The sequence below is a fragment of the Croceitalea dokdonensis DOKDO 023 genome (assembly GCF_001306415.1).
Lineage (GTDB): Bacteria > Bacteroidota > Bacteroidia > Flavobacteriales > Flavobacteriaceae > Croceitalea > Croceitalea dokdonensis.
On record NZ_LDJX01000001.1, the window covers coordinates 644,238 to 659,351 of the forward strand.

17 protein-coding genes are annotated in these 15,114 nt (G+C 40.5%); 9 read left to right on the forward strand and 8 right to left on the reverse strand.

What is annotated here, in order from left to right:
- The first annotated feature begins 68 nt into the window (after positions 1-68).
- The 6 genes from I595_RS02765 to I595_RS02790 all read left to right on the forward strand — a co-directional run bounded on the left by I595_RS02765 (position 69) and on the right by I595_RS02790 (position 6,438).
- Complete coding sequence (locus tag I595_RS02765; RefSeq protein ID WP_054557853.1) at positions 69-674, forward strand: hypothetical protein; 606 nt, start codon at positions 69-71, stop codon at positions 672-674.
- Positions 675-754: 80 nt separating this feature from the next.
- Positions 755-1,429, forward strand: coding sequence for a tRNA (guanosine(37)-N1)-methyltransferase TrmD (gene trmD, locus I595_RS02770; RefSeq protein WP_054557854.1), 675 nt, complete (start codon positions 755-757; stop codon positions 1,427-1,429).
- A 209-nt stretch (positions 1,430-1,638) separates the two neighbouring features.
- Positions 1,639-1,989 carry a 50S ribosomal protein L19 gene (gene rplS, locus I595_RS02775; RefSeq protein WP_054557855.1) on the forward strand — a complete coding sequence of 117 codons (351 nt, stop codon included), beginning with the start codon at positions 1,639-1,641 and terminating at the stop codon, positions 1,987-1,989.
- A gap of 221 nt (positions 1,990-2,210) precedes the next feature.
- Positions 2,211-4,610, forward strand: a complete 2,400-nt coding sequence (locus I595_RS02780) for a TonB-dependent receptor (RefSeq protein WP_054557856.1) — start codon at positions 2,211-2,213, stop codon at positions 4,608-4,610.
- 3 nt (positions 4,611-4,613) lie between these two features.
- Complete coding sequence (locus tag I595_RS02785; protein ID WP_054557857.1) at positions 4,614-5,525, forward strand: DUF4249 family protein; 912 nt, start codon at positions 4,614-4,616, stop codon at positions 5,523-5,525.
- Entirely contained in the window at positions 5,515-6,438 is a 924-nt protein-coding gene (locus I595_RS02790; RefSeq protein ID WP_054557858.1) for a DUF4249 family protein, read from the forward strand. Before I595_RS02785 ends, I595_RS02790 begins: the two co-directional genes overlap by 11 nt.
- Here I595_RS02790 and I595_RS02795 read toward each other — a convergent pair whose 3' ends face one another.
- On the reverse strand, positions 6,439-7,764 hold the full coding sequence (locus tag I595_RS02795) for a GntP family permease (protein WP_054557859.1): 1,326 nt from the start codon (positions 7,762-7,764) through the stop codon (positions 6,439-6,441).
- 1 nt (position 7,765) lies between these two features.
- Complete coding sequence (locus I595_RS02800; protein WP_054557860.1) at positions 7,766-8,890, reverse strand: glycerate kinase; 1,125 nt, start codon at positions 8,888-8,890, stop codon at positions 7,766-7,768.
- Between the two features lie 299 nt (positions 8,891-9,189).
- On the opposite strand from I595_RS02800, the gene I595_RS02805 reads away from it, so the two are divergent.
- A complete protein-coding gene (locus I595_RS02805; RefSeq protein WP_054557861.1) occupies positions 9,190-9,423 on the forward strand; it encodes a DUF6095 family protein in 234 nt (77 codons plus the stop codon).
- A gap of 7 nt (positions 9,424-9,430) precedes the next feature.
- Here the strand turns inward: I595_RS02805 and I595_RS02810 are convergent, their stop codons facing one another.
- Positions 9,431-10,105 carry a DUF4294 domain-containing protein gene (locus I595_RS02810; protein WP_083467483.1) on the reverse strand — a complete coding sequence of 225 codons (675 nt, stop codon included), beginning with the start codon at positions 10,103-10,105 and terminating at the stop codon, positions 9,431-9,433.
- A 103-nt stretch (positions 10,106-10,208) separates the two neighbouring features.
- Between I595_RS02810 and I595_RS02815 the strand changes: the two genes are divergently transcribed.
- Together I595_RS02815 and I595_RS02820 are read left to right on the forward strand one after the other, a co-directional pair.
- The gene (locus tag I595_RS02815) at positions 10,209-11,297 is read left to right on the forward strand and encodes a M42 family metallopeptidase (protein ID WP_054557862.1); all 1,089 of its coding nucleotides are present in this window, start codon (positions 10,209-10,211) and stop codon (positions 11,295-11,297) included.
- A 101-nt stretch (positions 11,298-11,398) separates the two neighbouring features.
- Positions 11,399-12,007, forward strand: coding sequence for an NUDIX hydrolase (locus I595_RS02820; RefSeq protein WP_245628210.1), 609 nt, complete (start codon positions 11,399-11,401; stop codon positions 12,005-12,007).
- A 1-nt stretch (position 12,008) separates the two neighbouring features.
- On the opposite strand, the gene hisS is transcribed toward I595_RS02820, so the two are convergent.
- The 5 genes from hisS to rpsF all read right to left on the reverse strand — a co-directional run bounded on the left by hisS (position 12,009) and on the right by rpsF (position 15,089).
- Positions 12,009-13,382, reverse strand: a complete 1,374-nt coding sequence (hisS, locus tag I595_RS02825; protein ID WP_054557863.1) for a histidine--tRNA ligase — start codon at positions 13,380-13,382, stop codon at positions 12,009-12,011.
- Positions 13,383-13,449: 67 nt separating this feature from the next.
- Positions 13,450-13,920 (reverse strand): DUF6495 family protein, encoded by a 471-nt coding sequence (locus tag I595_RS02830; protein WP_054557864.1) that lies wholly within the window; start codon positions 13,918-13,920, stop codon positions 13,450-13,452.
- A gap of 63 nt (positions 13,921-13,983) precedes the next feature.
- Entirely contained in the window at positions 13,984-14,436 is a 453-nt protein-coding gene (rplI, locus tag I595_RS02835) for a 50S ribosomal protein L9 (RefSeq protein ID WP_054557865.1), read from the reverse strand.
- Positions 14,437-14,450: 14 nt separating this feature from the next.
- On the reverse strand, positions 14,451-14,747 hold the full coding sequence (rpsR, locus tag I595_RS02840) for a 30S ribosomal protein S18 (RefSeq protein ID WP_054557866.1): 297 nt from the start codon (positions 14,745-14,747) through the stop codon (positions 14,451-14,453).
- A 3-nt stretch (positions 14,748-14,750) separates the two neighbouring features.
- Positions 14,751-15,089 carry a 30S ribosomal protein S6 gene (gene rpsF / locus I595_RS02845; protein WP_054557867.1) on the reverse strand — a complete coding sequence of 113 codons (339 nt, stop codon included), beginning with the start codon at positions 15,087-15,089 and terminating at the stop codon, positions 14,751-14,753.
- Positions 15,090-15,114: the final 25 nt, after the last annotated feature.

Consider the following 15,114-nt stretch of genomic DNA (forward strand, 5'->3'; position numbering starts at 1 on the left):
CTATTTTTGGGCATTTGGTAGAATGGTGTACCTTCGTTTTCTCCAAATTAATTCTTATCGTGACTAACATGAAAAATTCATTTTTATTAGTGGCTGCACTATTATTTAGCTGCGGCCTTATAATTGCACAGGAAGAAAGCGCTGAAACCGAGGATATGTCCATAAAAGGACAGTACGAAACCTTAATCAGAAAATCTACCAATTACCGCCAGCAAGGAAAACGGTACGAAGTGGTTCGCCTACTAGAACTGGAAGCCTTTCAGAAAAATGTTACGGACAGTTTAAAGGCGGCCAACGCCAATATTGCAGAGCTTCAGGGTACCATAGCAAAACAAGAGGCAAGTAACTCTTCCTTAACAGCAGCATTGGAGAAAACAAGTAAGGACCTGAAGGCGGTTTCAGAAGAGAAAGATAGTATGTCCTTTCTTGGCAAATTAATTTCCAAAGGCACCTATAACCTTATTGTATGGTCCATTATTTTTGCACTATTAATTTTCTTGCTGCTTTTCATTTACAAGTTCAAAAATAGTAACTCCCTTACCCAACAGGCAAAGCTTGCATTATCTGATTTAGAAAAAGAATTTGAGGAACATCGCCGCAGGGCTTTGGAAAGGGAGCAAAAAATAAGCAGAAAGCTGCAGGACGAAATCAACAAAAATAAAAAGGGAGGTTGATGCCCAAGTTGGCCCTGGCACAATTACTGTTTTAGAATGGGTAACGACCCCATTTGTCTAATTACCGATGATTTAAGTACATGCGAATTGATATTATTACCGTACTCCCAGAACTTCTAAAAAGTCCGTTTGAAGCTTCCATTTTAAAGCGGGCCATAGAAAAGGGATTGGTTGAGGTCCACCTCCATAACCTACGGGATTTTTCTATTGGAAATTATAATCAAGTAGACGATTATCAATTTGGAGGGGGCGCCGGGATGGTATTGATGATAGAACCTATTGATAATTGTATTGCCAAATTAAAGTCTGAACGGAACTATGATGAGGTCATTTATATGACCCCAGACGGGGATACCTTAAACCAAAAAATGGCCAACGAACTTTCCTTAAAAGGCAACCTTATTATTTTATGCGGGCATTACAAAGGTGTGGACCAACGTGTAAGGGACCGCTTAATCACACGTGAAATTTCCATAGGCGATTACGTACTCTCTGGTGGTGAACTGGCGGCGGCTGTGTTGTCCGATAGTATCATTAGATTGATTCCTGGTGTGTTGAACAATGAAACCTCTGCATTGACCGATACCTTCCAAGATAACTTGTTGGCGCCACCGGTCTACACCAGACCATCTGAATACAAAGGTGATAAGGTGCCCAATGTTTTATTGAGCGGTAATTTCCCTAAAATCGAGCAGTGGCGGGAGGAACAGGCTTACGAACGTACGGAAAAAAGAAGGCCTGACCTGCTCAAGTAATTTCCAGCTGAGCCTGCCTGTGATGTATCCCAGGGAAACACCGATCAAATTTGCAAGCAAACCTATGCTAATCACAAACATGGGCTTCCAATAAAAACCATAAAACTTCTTGCGTTTCACAAAATAAAAATTAATTTTGCACCTCATTAAAAGTAACCTCTGACGATAATCGTGAATGTTGTTTTTAAGCAATCCATAAATAGATTAAAATGGAGTCCTTAATAAAGTTTGTAGAAGACGAATTTGTAACAAAGAAAGAATTTCCAGATTTCTCTGCCGGAGATACGGTTACCGTATATTACGAAATCAAGGAGGGAGAGAAAACAAGGACGCAGTTCTTTAAAGGTGTGGTCATCCAAAGAAGAGGTAGTGGTGCCACAGAAACCTTTACCATCAGAAAAATGTCTGGCACCATAGGAGTTGAACGTATTTTTCCCGTGAACATGCCTGCACTTCAAAAAATTGAAGTGAATAAAAAAGGTAAGGTACGTAGGGCTAGAATTTTCTACTTCAGGGAACTTACCGGTAAAAAAGCTAGAATTAAGGAAATACGTTCCTAAACAGAACTATTTACTGCACAACAAAGCGTCTATCCAAAGGTTAGGCGCTTTTTTAGTTTTTACAATACTTATAAAAAACATTTTGGACAATTTCAGCTTAATGTAGTGTGCAAAGCCTTAAACATATATAAAGTATTCCCTATTTTTATAAGGAATATACGAAATGTACCTAATGTGCCTGTCTCCACTTTCCAATGGCTAACGCCAAGTAATTTTTAAACATGATCAAAAAGAAAGTTTTAACCATCCTAGCATTGATTTTTATTAATGTAATGGCACATGGGCAGGAGCGGTTTACGTTGAGTGGAACTGTTTCTGAAGCTGCCAGCAACGAGAGTTTAATTGGCGTTTCCATCATCATAGAAAACCTAAAAACGGGCACTGTAACCAATGAATACGGTTTTTATAGCATTACTTTGCCCAAAGGGAAATACCGGGTTATCGTTAGTTATTTAGGATTTCAGGATGTGGAACAAAACATCACCCTTGACCAAAATCAGAAAATTAATTTTAACCTTAGGGAAGCTGCACAACAATTGGATGAGGTTGTGGTCTCGGAAAATAAGGAACGCTTGGATATACGTAAACCCCAGATGAGCGTTAATACCGTATCTGTCCAGACCATCAAAAAAATACCTGTAGTACTTGGCGAGGCAGACGTAATCAAATCCCTACTCCTACTTCCAGGGGTCACCAGTGCGGGGGAGGCCTCATCAGGGTTTAATGTTAGGGGCGGTGCCGCGGACCAAAATCTAATCCTGCTGGATGAGGCCATTATTTTTAACTCCTCCCATTTATTTGGTTTCTTTTCTGTTTTTAACCCTGACGCCATTAAAGATGTAAAACTATTTAAAGGGGGCATTCCTGCACGTTATGGAGGTAGGGTCTCCTCGGTTCTTGAAATCTTTCAAAAAGAAGGAAACAGTAAGGAAGTAAAGGTCAACGGAGGTATTGGGGCCGTGGCGAGCAGGCTGCTCATAGAGGGTCCCATAAAACAGGATAAAACTTCTTTTTTGGTTGGAGGTCGTGGCTCCTACGCCCATCTTTTTTTACCCTTGTTCGACATTAACAACAGTGCCTATTTTTATGATTTAAATACCAAAATCAGCCATAAAATCAATGAAAACAACAGCATTTATCTCTCCGGATACTTCGGTAGGGACTTGTTTAGCATAGATGATAGCTTTGTAAACGTCTACGGTAATGCAGTAGGCAATTTTAGATGGAATCACTTATTCTCGGATAAATTATTTTCTAATCTTTCCTTAATTTACTCCGACTATTTTTATGGGCTTGAACTGGATTTCGTTGGATTTGAATGGGAATCTGGAATCCAAAATTTTAATTTTAAATATGATTTGAAGCATTATATCAACGACAAGCTTCAAATTAATTATGGTCTAAATAATATTTACTACAGTTTTAACCCTGGGCGTATTCAGCCAAATCGCGATGATTCCGGAATTGTAGAGGCCCAACTTACCAAGAAATATGCCAACGAGGCCGCAGCCTATATAGATGTTGAGCAACAACTAACAAACAAGCTTAGTGTTAACTACGGACTGCGGGTAAGCAATTTTAACCGTTTGGGGCAGGATGAGTTATTTGTATATGAAAATAACCGTCCGGTGCTTTTTGATCCCTTTCAATTGGTATACAGAGAGGCAACCCCTGTGGACACCATCAACCCCGGCAGGAACACCAATCTTTCCACATTTACCAATTTGGAACCGCGTATCTCTGCTTCGTACACCCTAAATGATAATACTTCCCTCAAAGGCAGTTATACACGTTTGGCCCAATATTTACATTTGTTGTCCAATACAAGCTCACCCACACCTTTAGACGTTTGGGCGCCAAGTGGACCCTTTATTGAGCCACAATTACTGGACCAGTTTGCGTTGGGATATTTCAAAAATATTAATGAAGGAGCGTACTCTTTGGAGGTTGAAGGCTTCTATAAGGATATCCAAAACAGAATAGACTATATAGACGGTGCCAACCTCATTGCAAACGACGCCATAGAACAGGTAATTTTAAACGGGGAAGCAAGGGCCTATGGTCTAGAACTGCTTTTCAGAAAAAATGAGGGTAGATTCCAAGGCTGGTTGGCCTATACCTTGTCACGTTCCGAACAGCGCACCCCTGGAAGGGCACCGGTAGTGGACAATGGCCGTTCCAATTTGGAAACGGGAATCAATTTTGGAGAATGGTACAGCACCCCTTTTGACAAAACCCATGACCTTTCCCTATTTGGTAATTTTGAACTCAATGAGCAATGGAATTTTAACGCTAACTTTATTTACCAAACTGGACAGCCCACAAATTTTCCTGTAGGCCAGTTTGAATTTGAAGATGTGGTGGTACCATTTTTTGGGCTACGCAACCAAACAAGACTTCCAAATTTTCATAGACTGGATGTAGCTGCCACCTATGTTCCGTCAAAAAATAAAGGACGTTCCTTTCAATCAGAATGGGTTTTTGGTATTTACAATGTATACAATAGGATGAATGCAGCATCAATCAACTTTCGACAAAACCAGGATACCGGCAGAAACGAAGCCGTAAGAACGGCGATTTTTGGAGTTGTCCCGTCCATAACCTATAATTTTAAGTTTTAAATCATGAAACAGTTGATATTTCTGGTTTTAACGATACTTCTCTTAACTTCTTGCCAAGATGTAATTGATGTTGAATTGCAAGAAACTGAGACAAGACTTGTGGTTAATGGTTTGATTAGGGTAGATATGAGCCAAGAGTTTGCACCCATACAAATTAAGGTTTCAGAAACTACCAATTTTTTTAATGACAATGTTCCTACTTCCTTAGATGATAACGCCACAATAATTTATGGGAGATTTAATCCTGATTCCCCGGAGAATTTAGAACTTGACCCTAATAATTTTTCATCCTCATTAACTGAATTGGAGCCCGGTAGCGGCATTTACGTCCCTGATTTGAGCTTTGATGCAGACCAAAGAATCCGCACGAGTAACATTTTCCCCAACACGGTATTCATTTTGTTTTTAGAGCACAAAGGAAGAAGATACGCTGCAAGAACGCCTTTTTCACCCACAGTGCCCATAGATACTATAACCCAAGGTGTTAACACCTTATTTGGTGAAGACGATATTGAATTAAAAATCACCATCACAGATGTTTTGGACTCAGAAGATTTTTATGTTTTTGATTTTGGTAATGGTGATTTTCTAACTCTGGAAGATGAATTCATTGATGGCCAAGAGTTTGAATTTTCATATTTCCCAGAAAGAGATATTTCATCTGGAGAATCCTTGGAGGTAAGCATTTTAGGGGCAGATCAAGATTTTTTTAATTATATGGATTTACTGGTCGAACAAACCTTGAATGACGGCGGTATTTTTGAGACCCCGGCGGCCACCGTTAGGGGCAATGTATTTGATGTCACTGGGCTGGATAATGATATTTTATTTGACAACGTAAACCGGCCAGACAATTTTCCCTTGGGCTATTTCGCCGTAGTACAGGAATTTAAAGAAACCATTGATGTTAATTAAAAAAATAGTTTGGCGGCGGTTAATCATTGCCCTCCCAGTTGTCCTTCCTTTTTCATCCTGTGAAGATGTAATAGAAGTAAACTTACTGGAACCTGAGACCAGACTGGTGGTGAACGGAATTGTTAGGGTAGACATGGCAGAAGAATTCGTAGATGTCCAAATCCGGGTTAAGGAGTCCTCCATTTTTTTTGAAGAAAACACTATTACCCAGCTGGAAAGCGCGGTAATCCTTATAGGACAAGCTAATGAAGAAGATCCTTTTGACCTTAATTTTGGGACCTCGGTATTAGTGGAAACGAATCCAGGCTCTGGCATTTACGTTCCAAGTTATATCCCCGGAACGGACACGGACGATCGTATCAGGACAGAATTCTTGAATGAAAATACAGAATTTTTTCTGGTGATTGAGCATAAAGGTAATAGATATGCAGCTCAAACCCTTTTCTCCCCAACAGTACCAATTGACGGTATAACACAGGGAAATGAGACTTTATTTAATCAAGAAGAAACGGAGGTAGTAGTTACATTTACTGATATTCCCGAACAAGAAAACTACTATGTCTTTGATTTTGGATTTGGGAATTTTTTGGAAGTAAATGATGAATTTACAGATGGACAACAATTCACCTTCTCCTACTTTTACGATGAACGTTTACAGCCTGGTACACGTTTGGAAATAAGCATTCTTGGTGCGGACCAACAGTTCTTTAATTACATAGACCTGTTGTTGGAACAGACAGAAAATAACGGTGGTGTTTTTCAAACTCCCGCAGCAACCGTCAGGGGCAATATCTTTGATGTTACTGGACTGGATAATGTAAACATATTTGATAACGTGCAACGTCCAAATGACTTTGCCCTTGGCTATTTTGCAGTGGTCCAAGAATTTAAACAAACGATTATCATTGAATAATCATACCAGAAAACTTAAAATAACAATCAATACCAGTGCGGTAACACCCTGAAAAAAGGTAGCTATGGTATGCCCCAATAGCGAATTTTTTAAATCCATATTGGACAATTGGGAAACCACCCAAAAATAGCTATCATTAATATGGGATACCGTCATGGCACCTGCACCAATAGCCAATACCAATAGTGCCTTTTGTGGCACAAGTACCAACCCAAAGTTTTCCATCAAGGGAGCCAAAATAGCTGCGGTGGTTATGATGGCAACGGTGGATGACCCTTGCGCAGATTTTACAAGCGCAGCAATAATGAAGGCCGTTACCAAGCCTCCTACAACAGAGTTTACCGCGGTTGGAATCATACTGGCCATGTCCACGGTTCTCAAAACAGCGCCAAAGGCGCCGCCTGCACCCGTAATCAGGACTATTAATCCCGCAGAACGTAAAGCTTCAATAATCCATTGGCTTTGCTTTGATTTTTCTATACCACGGGCCAAAGGTAGACAACATAAAACCCCTATCAGCAATGCTATAATAGGGTTGCCAAATAAGGACAACATGTTTAAAACAACACCTTCCCCAAAAGGATAGGTAGGATATTCCGCAGCCGACTTTAATCCGATTAAAACCAATGGGAGCACTAAAGGCAAAAAGGCTTTTAGCGAGGTTGTTTTTGTCTTTTTGGTTTGTTCCAAGTTTGCTGTCCTTAATTGGGCAACTTCCAACTCTTGAAGTTTTGGGCCTATGATTTTGCCCCAATAACAACCTACCAAAGAAACTGGAATGGCCACCACTAGACCCAAAATTAAAACAAGTCCCAAATCTGCCTCCAAAATGGCAGCCGCGGCCAAGGGGCCGGGTGTAGGAGGAACAAACACATGCGCCGCATACAATCCACTGGCCAAGGCAATGGCAAATACCAACTTTGGAATGTTGGATTTTTTACTGAGAGAAGAAGTCAAAGAGGATAAAATCACAAAACCAGAGTCACAATACACCGGTATGCTCACCACAAATCCCGCAAGGTTCAATGCCATAGGTGAATGTTTCAATCCAACAAGTTTTAGGATAGATGTGGCTAAGACATTGGTAGCACCGGTCTTTTCTAAATAGGCACCAATGACAGTGCCAAAAGCAATAACCAAACCAATACTACCCAATGTTTTCCCAAAACCGTCTGCTATGGTATCCATTAAGGCTTTAGGTTGCATCCCAAAGGAAAAACCAGCAATAATAGCTGCCAAAACCAAACTAAAAATAGGGTGCATTTTAAGTCTAACAGTTGCAAAAACAATGAAGCCAACGGCCACTAATAAGATAAGTATTTCCATGCTAGGGATTCTTTAAATAATCACTTACCGTATCCGACAACAATCTATGGGCATTTTCCATATTGTAAGTAAGGCTCTTTGTGCCATCCCCAATTTCAACAAGCTGTAGTCCAGGATGATTTCGTAGTACATCTTCTTCCAAATCTACCTTACCACAAAAGGCAACTACAGGGACGCCATATCTTAGGCCCAAACGGTACACTCCGGCAATTAATTTTCCATTAAGGGTCTGTTCATCCATACGCCCCTCCCCGGTAAAAATATAATCGAATTGCTTGGTTTCTAGCAAATCTTGCACTTTCATTACATTAAACATAAATTCTATTCCACTTAAAAATTCTGCATTAAAAAAGGCTTTTAATCCAAATGCCGCTCCCCCTGCTGCACCAGCTCCTGGAATATTACCATAATCGGTTCCAGTTCTTTTCTCAACCAAAGCACTTAAGCCGGTTAAGCCCTCTTCTAGCTGCAATACTGCTTTTGGCGTTGCCCCCTTTTGTGGTCCATAGATTACTGAAGCTCCATTATCTCCACATAGCGGATTGTCAACGTCATTAACGGCATAAAATGAAATCTCTTTAAATGGTTTAGGGGGTTTAAAATCCGTCACCGCACCCAACTGTTTCCCCATTGGCCGCACTAATGCCCCGTTTGAATCAAAAAATTTATATCCTAAAGCATGCGCAATTCCCAAACCACCATCGTTAGTGGCACTACCGCCTAAACCAACATAAATGGTTTTAGCTCCCATTGCTATAGCTTTTTTTATTTGCAACCCAGTTCCAAAAGTAGACGTAATTAATGGGTTACGTTTGTGCACTGGAAGCTGTGCAAGACCAGATGCGCTTGCCAATTCTATATATGCGGATTTACTTTTCCCATCAAATAAAAAGGAGGAGTAAATGGGTTGGCCCAATGCATTTACCGTTTCGCAGTCAATTGCCGTTACCTTAAGATATTTAGAAATGGCAGCCTGAAAACCATCGCCCCCATCAGAGGCAATACGACTAGAAATTTTAGCCCTAGGAAAGACAGTGCTAATACCTTCTTCCATGGCAGAAATGACTTCCTCTGCCGTTAATGAGCCTTTAAACTTATCCGGAAGTAGTAAAAATTTATCTAACATTGCCCTTTAGGTTTCTGCAAAAGATATTCAATTGGTTCAATGTCTTAAACATAACGGTAAAGAACTTATTTGGACACAGCTTGTCTTAGCCATAATACTTTAGTTTAAATGCGTGCCTAAAAAGTCTCTCAACCCTAAATACGAATACCAAGTTACACTAAAATAAAAACCTAAAAATTATTGTACCCTACCTTCTTTCAACGATAGCTTTTGAATTTTTCCGAGCAATTACAAGAAAGCTATTGGTATCTATCGATTCTGATATAGTAAAATTCAACTGCACCACTTATTTTTGAAGGATGAAAAGAACGGACAAGGACCTATTGGTTAAGGGGATTAAATCATTTTTATATACCACATTAGCTATGTTCGCAGCGCCTCTTGTGCTATATCAAGCTTTTAAAAATACGGACAAACCCCTTTTTGTACCTGTTTTGGTCGTGGGTGTATTTTTAGCTGGCTTGGCCATTTACCTAGGGTTCCGTTCTGTAAAAATTGTGATGACAGCTGTTTTTGGAGAGAAAAAAAAATAGGGTACCGTTACTTTTTACCCGGTTTCCATTTATTGACCAAAGTTGCGTAATCATAATCCAAAACGGATTTTTGCCGCTCCAACCTATCGGAGGCAAAAGCGCGTTGCAAGATATCCTCAATAAGATAATCCTCATGCACCTCGGTAGGCACAAATTCTTCCTTTAAACTTATATTAAAAGCGCTTGCGGTGGTATTGTACCAGAATGCCCGCCACCCACTTCTTAGGTTTTTAACCAAATCAAAGGCCGTATCTCCAGTTTGTCTGTGAATCAGTTTAACCAGAATCTGCCCCTCTGTTCTAGTCAACTTTTTTAATTCATCCGAAAACTCACCTTCAATATACTTTTGAACTTTTTTGGTATATTTTTTTTGCTTTCTCTTCTTTGTGATCAAAGCAATACTGTCATTCAACTCCACCAGACGTTCCGCGGCCAACTTGGCATAAGGATACACCTTTAGGGTTTTCCTTCGCAGAATATAGTACCTAAGTTTCTCCTCCTTACTGTCAAACTCTAGTTTTCCAAAAAGATAAACATCCTCCAACTCTATGGATTTCATCAATACCGAATCCCCAGACATACGAACATAGTAGACGTCCGTGGTATCCACTTTTTGTAACTCTTGGCTACCCACCCTCATCGCCAAGCAGCATACCAGATAAAAAATAACAGTTTTAAACATGGTTTTCAATTGGTCATAAACCATACCAAAAGTAACGATAAAGGCCAGCTTATATTATTAAATAAAAGTGAATATTGCTATGTTTGTACCCTAAAAGAAATACATGGCTACTAAGAAAATTATTACTTCCAAATCCCTTAAATTTTTTGAAAAATACCTAAATAATGCCTCTCCTACGGGGTATGAATGGGAGGGTCAAAAAATATGGATGGAATACCTTAAACCATATGTGGACGAATTTATCACGGACACCTATGGAACGGCCGTGGCTGTCATAAATCCTAAGGCAACATACAAAGTAGTTATTGAGGGACATTCTGATGAGATTTCTTGGTACGTTAATTATATCACGGATAATGGACTAATTTATGTCATTAGAAATGGTGGTAGTGACCATCAGATAGCTCCTTCTAAATGGGTGAATATCCATACCAAAAATGGCATCGTCAAAGGGGTTTTTGGTTGGCCAGCAATCCACACCCGTAGAAGTGGAAAAGAGGAAGCACCAAAGCTTGATAATATCTTTATTGACATAGGGGCCACAGATAAGGAAGAGGTGGAAAAGATGGGGGTGCACGTGGGCTGTGTCATCACCTACCCAGATGAATTCCAGGTGTTGAACAAAAATAAGTATGTATGCCGCGCCCTAGACAACAGGGCCGGTGGATTTATGATAGCGGAAGTGGCCCGTCTATTGCATGAAAATAAAAAGACTTTACCTTTTGGACTGTACATCACCAACTCTGTACAAGAGGAAATTGGTCTACGTGGTGCGGAAATGATTACCCAACGTTTAAAACCCAATGTAGCCATAGTTACAGATGTTACCCATGACACCACTACTCCCATGATCAACAAGAAAACAGAAGGGGACACCGCAATAGGCAAGGGCCCGGTTATTGCCTATGCCCCGGCCGTTCAGCAAAAACTTAGGGACCGCATCATAGAAACAGCAGAAAAAAACAACATCCAATTCCAACGTGCCGCCAGCTCGCGCTCCAGCGGAACGGACACGGACGCTTTTGCCTACAGTAACGGTGGGGTGGCCTCTGCATTGATATCATTACCCCTGCGCTATATGCACACTACGGTAGAAACGGTACATAAAGATGATGTTGAAAATGTGATTAGGTTGATATACGAAACCTTATTGACCATAAAAGCTGGGGAAACCTTTAGTTATTTTGAGTAAGACCAGCGATTTAACTTAAGATCACAAGAGATTTTCTTTAATACTTGAAACATAACCAAACCATGTGAAGTCCTGGGGCGCTTTTGAAAAAGACGTTTAATTTGACTACACCCCTAAAAGACACGTTGCCCGTTAACCGAGCTAATAATCTAGAACGACCTAACTTGGATGAATTAATTGATATTCTTGACGATAAAGGCAACTATACGGGGCAAACGGCATTAAAGTCCGTGGCACATGCCAAGGGGCTTTTTCATCCTACCATCCATGTTTGGTGCTATACTGATGACGGTCGCCTTTTGCTGCAGCAACGAGGGAAACATAAGGAAACCTACCCTCTAAAATGGGATGTTTCCGTGGCTGGGCATATTGGCGCCGGAGAAACCCCGGAGTTAGGCGCATTCCGGGAATGCCAAGAAGAACTGGGCGTAACCATTGTCAAGGACCAGCTAGTTAAATTACAGGTATACAAAAAGGAAAAAAAACACCCCAATGGTATTTTTGATAGGGAGTTTACACATGTATTTCTTTATCGATTGGATAAAAGTACGCCCCTCATAAAACAAGAAAGCGAGGTTGAGGCCTTACAATGGATTTCGATAACCGAATTTAAATCATGGATTGCAGAAAAACACCAAGGTCTAATCCCAAATTCAGAGGAGCGTTTTGGTTTTGTGCTATCGGCTATTAAAAAGAGATTAACACCCTAGATTATCCTAATAAAAACGCTGGGATATCATTTATTTTAAAGGTGGTTTGCTCTCCCGAGGCCATGTCCTTTAAAATATAGCAGTTTTCCTCTAATTCCTTAGCTCCTAGTAAAATCACGTATGGCACGTTTCGTTTGTCGGCGTATTTAAACTGTTTTTGCACCTTAGTGGCAGCGGGGTACATATCTGCCTTTATTCCCTTTGTACGCATTTGAGATACCAATTTTAACGCGGCCAAACCCTCCTCCGTTCCAAAATTAAGACATAACACCTGCAACGATTGGCCTATGGATTTAGGAAATAAGTCCAGTTCCTCCAAGACCAAATAAATTCTATCCAGTCCAAATGAAATTCCCACACCACTTACATCGTTAAGCCCAAAAATACCAGTAAGGTCATCATATCGACCGCCACCGCCTATGGATCCCATAGCAACGCCTTCCGGTGCAGAAACCTCAAAAATGGCACCTGTATAATAGTTTAAACCGCGGGCCAACGTAACATCCAGCTCCAGCTTGGCAGACCGCAGGCCAAGAGTGTTCACCGCGCTGATAATTTCTTCCATCTCCTGAATGCCCTGAAGGCCAATTACAGAATCTTCCAATAATTCCCTTAACTGCTCTAGCTGGCTTGCCGCATTACCCCGCATTTGAAATAGTGGATTTGCTTTCTGTATCGCAGCTGTTGAAATACCTTTGGACAACATTTCTTCCTTGACCTTCCCCTCCCCTATTTTATCCAATTTATCCAAGGCCACGGTAAAATCTACCAGCAAATGTTGCGCACCAATTACCTCTGCAATTCCAGAAAGCACTTTGCGGTTGTTCATTTTTATGGTGGTTCCCGTTAATCCTAAATCCGTAAAAACCGCGTCGTACAATTGTATGAACTCTACCTCCTGTAAAAGTGAATTTGCGCCAACTACATCAGCATCGCACTGGTAGAACTCCCTAAACCTTCCTTTTTGCGGTCTATCGGCACGCCAAACGGGCTGTATTTGATACCGTTTAAAAGGAAAATCAATCTCGTTTTGGTGCATCACCACATATCTCGCAAAGGGTACCGTTAAATCATACCTAAGGGCTTTATCCGTAATTTTAGGGGCTAAGGAACTGGAATTCTTGGAACTGTAGGTAACATCGTCCACCTTGGATATAAAATCGCCCGAGTTTAAAATCTTAAAAATTAAGCGGTCTCCCTCTTCACCGTATTTTCCCAATAGCGTTTCAGAATTCTCAAAACTAGGGGTCTCTATGGGTTGGAACCCAAACCGCTGGAATTGCCCTTTTATGGTATTTAGAATATGATTGCGCTTGGCAATTTCCGCAGGTGAAAAATCTCTTGTCCCCTTTGGTATCGAAGGTTTGTGTGCCATGAACTAGTAATTATCAAACAAATATAACGGTTTGTGCATCTTAGGTTTTACAGTAGAAACAAATTTGCTATCCAATCATCTCATCGAACCATCTGTAAAGTTCGCCTTTGGTGATTACGGCGCCTTGCTGAATTAATCCAAACTTATCTGCATTTTTATCCTCACCATAAGCTTTTGACGCTGTTAGGTATTCCACAAAATCCGATTGGAAATTACGTTTAAACCATCCAAAGCCCACTTTGGTCCGTAAATCAATCTCTGGATTCAGCACCTTTACGGAAATCAATTTCATTTCTTTCTCGGCAAGTTCAAACAGGTGCATGTGCCGCTCAGAAATATTCTCTAAATAGGTTACTTTACTTAATACGCCTTCCCATATTAAATCACTGAACACATCCAATTCCTGTTCTGCGACCTCTGGCTTGTTGGCCTTGATGTCTTTCCATTCTTGGGCAGTGATGGACTGTGTGGCCAAAAAATTGATAAATTCTTGGTGCAACTCTAAAAACTGTTCTTTTGATAGCCTTTTATACTTCATGACAATAACAAAAAAAAGAGCTATGCAGGCATAGCTCTTTAAAGTTAATCGATAGGTAATTAATTACTTTGCCTCCGCTACTACTTCAAAAGGGAATTCTACAATTACCTCTCTGTGAAGCCTAATTTTAGCATTGTAAGGACCCGTTCTCTTGACCGTCCCACCTTGAATGGTGATGAATTTACGATCAACACTTTCGCCAGCTTTTTCCAGAGCGGCGGCTAGGTCTACGTTGGACACAGAACCGAACAGTTTATCTCCGGCCCCTACCTTTGCAGGTATCTTAATCTCCAAAGCTTTTAGGTTTTCCGCTACTTTCTGCGCAGCGTCAACCACCTTTTTTTCCTTATGTGCCCTTTGCTTTAAATTCTCAGCAAGCACTTTTTTTGCAGACGGGGTAGCCAACGTGGCCATACCTTGAGGGATTAAGTAGTTTCTTCCGTAACCATTCTTAACGGTAACGACGTCATCCTTAAAACCTAAATCTTGTACATCTTGTTTTAAAATAAGTTCCATTTATCCGTCTTTTATTATTTTAACATATCACCTACATAAGGCATCAAAGCCAAATGACGCGCGCGCTTTACCGCTTGTGCAACTTTTCTCTGATACTTCAGGGAAGTACCTGTTAACCTACGCGGTAACAATTTACCTTGCTCGTTCACAAGTTTCATTAAAAAATCAGGATCCTTATAATCAATGTACTTGATTCCTGATTTCTTAAAACGGCAATACTTTTTTTGCTTATTGGTCTCAATGTTCAACGGGGTTAAATATCTGATTTCCCCATCTTTTTTTGATTTTGCTTGTTGTTCTATAGAGGACATACCTTACGCTTTTGATTTTAATTTTGTTCTTCTTCTCTCTGCCCAAGCCACGGCGTGCTTGTCCAATTTCACGGTTAAAAATCGCATGATGCGTTCATCTCTCCTGAACTCTAGCTCGTAAGGACCAATGGCCTCACCTGGAGCTGCAAATTCAAATAAGTGGTAGAAACCACTTTTCTTGTTCTGGATTGGGTAAGCCAATTTCTTAAGCCCCCAGTTTTCTTTTGCCACCATTTTGGCACCATTCTTAATTAAGAAATCCTCAAACTTCTTAACTGTTTCCTCTATCTGTGTATCAGACAGAACGGGATTCAAAATGAAAACAGTTTCGTAATGATTCATATTATGTATTTGTTTTTAAGGTGCG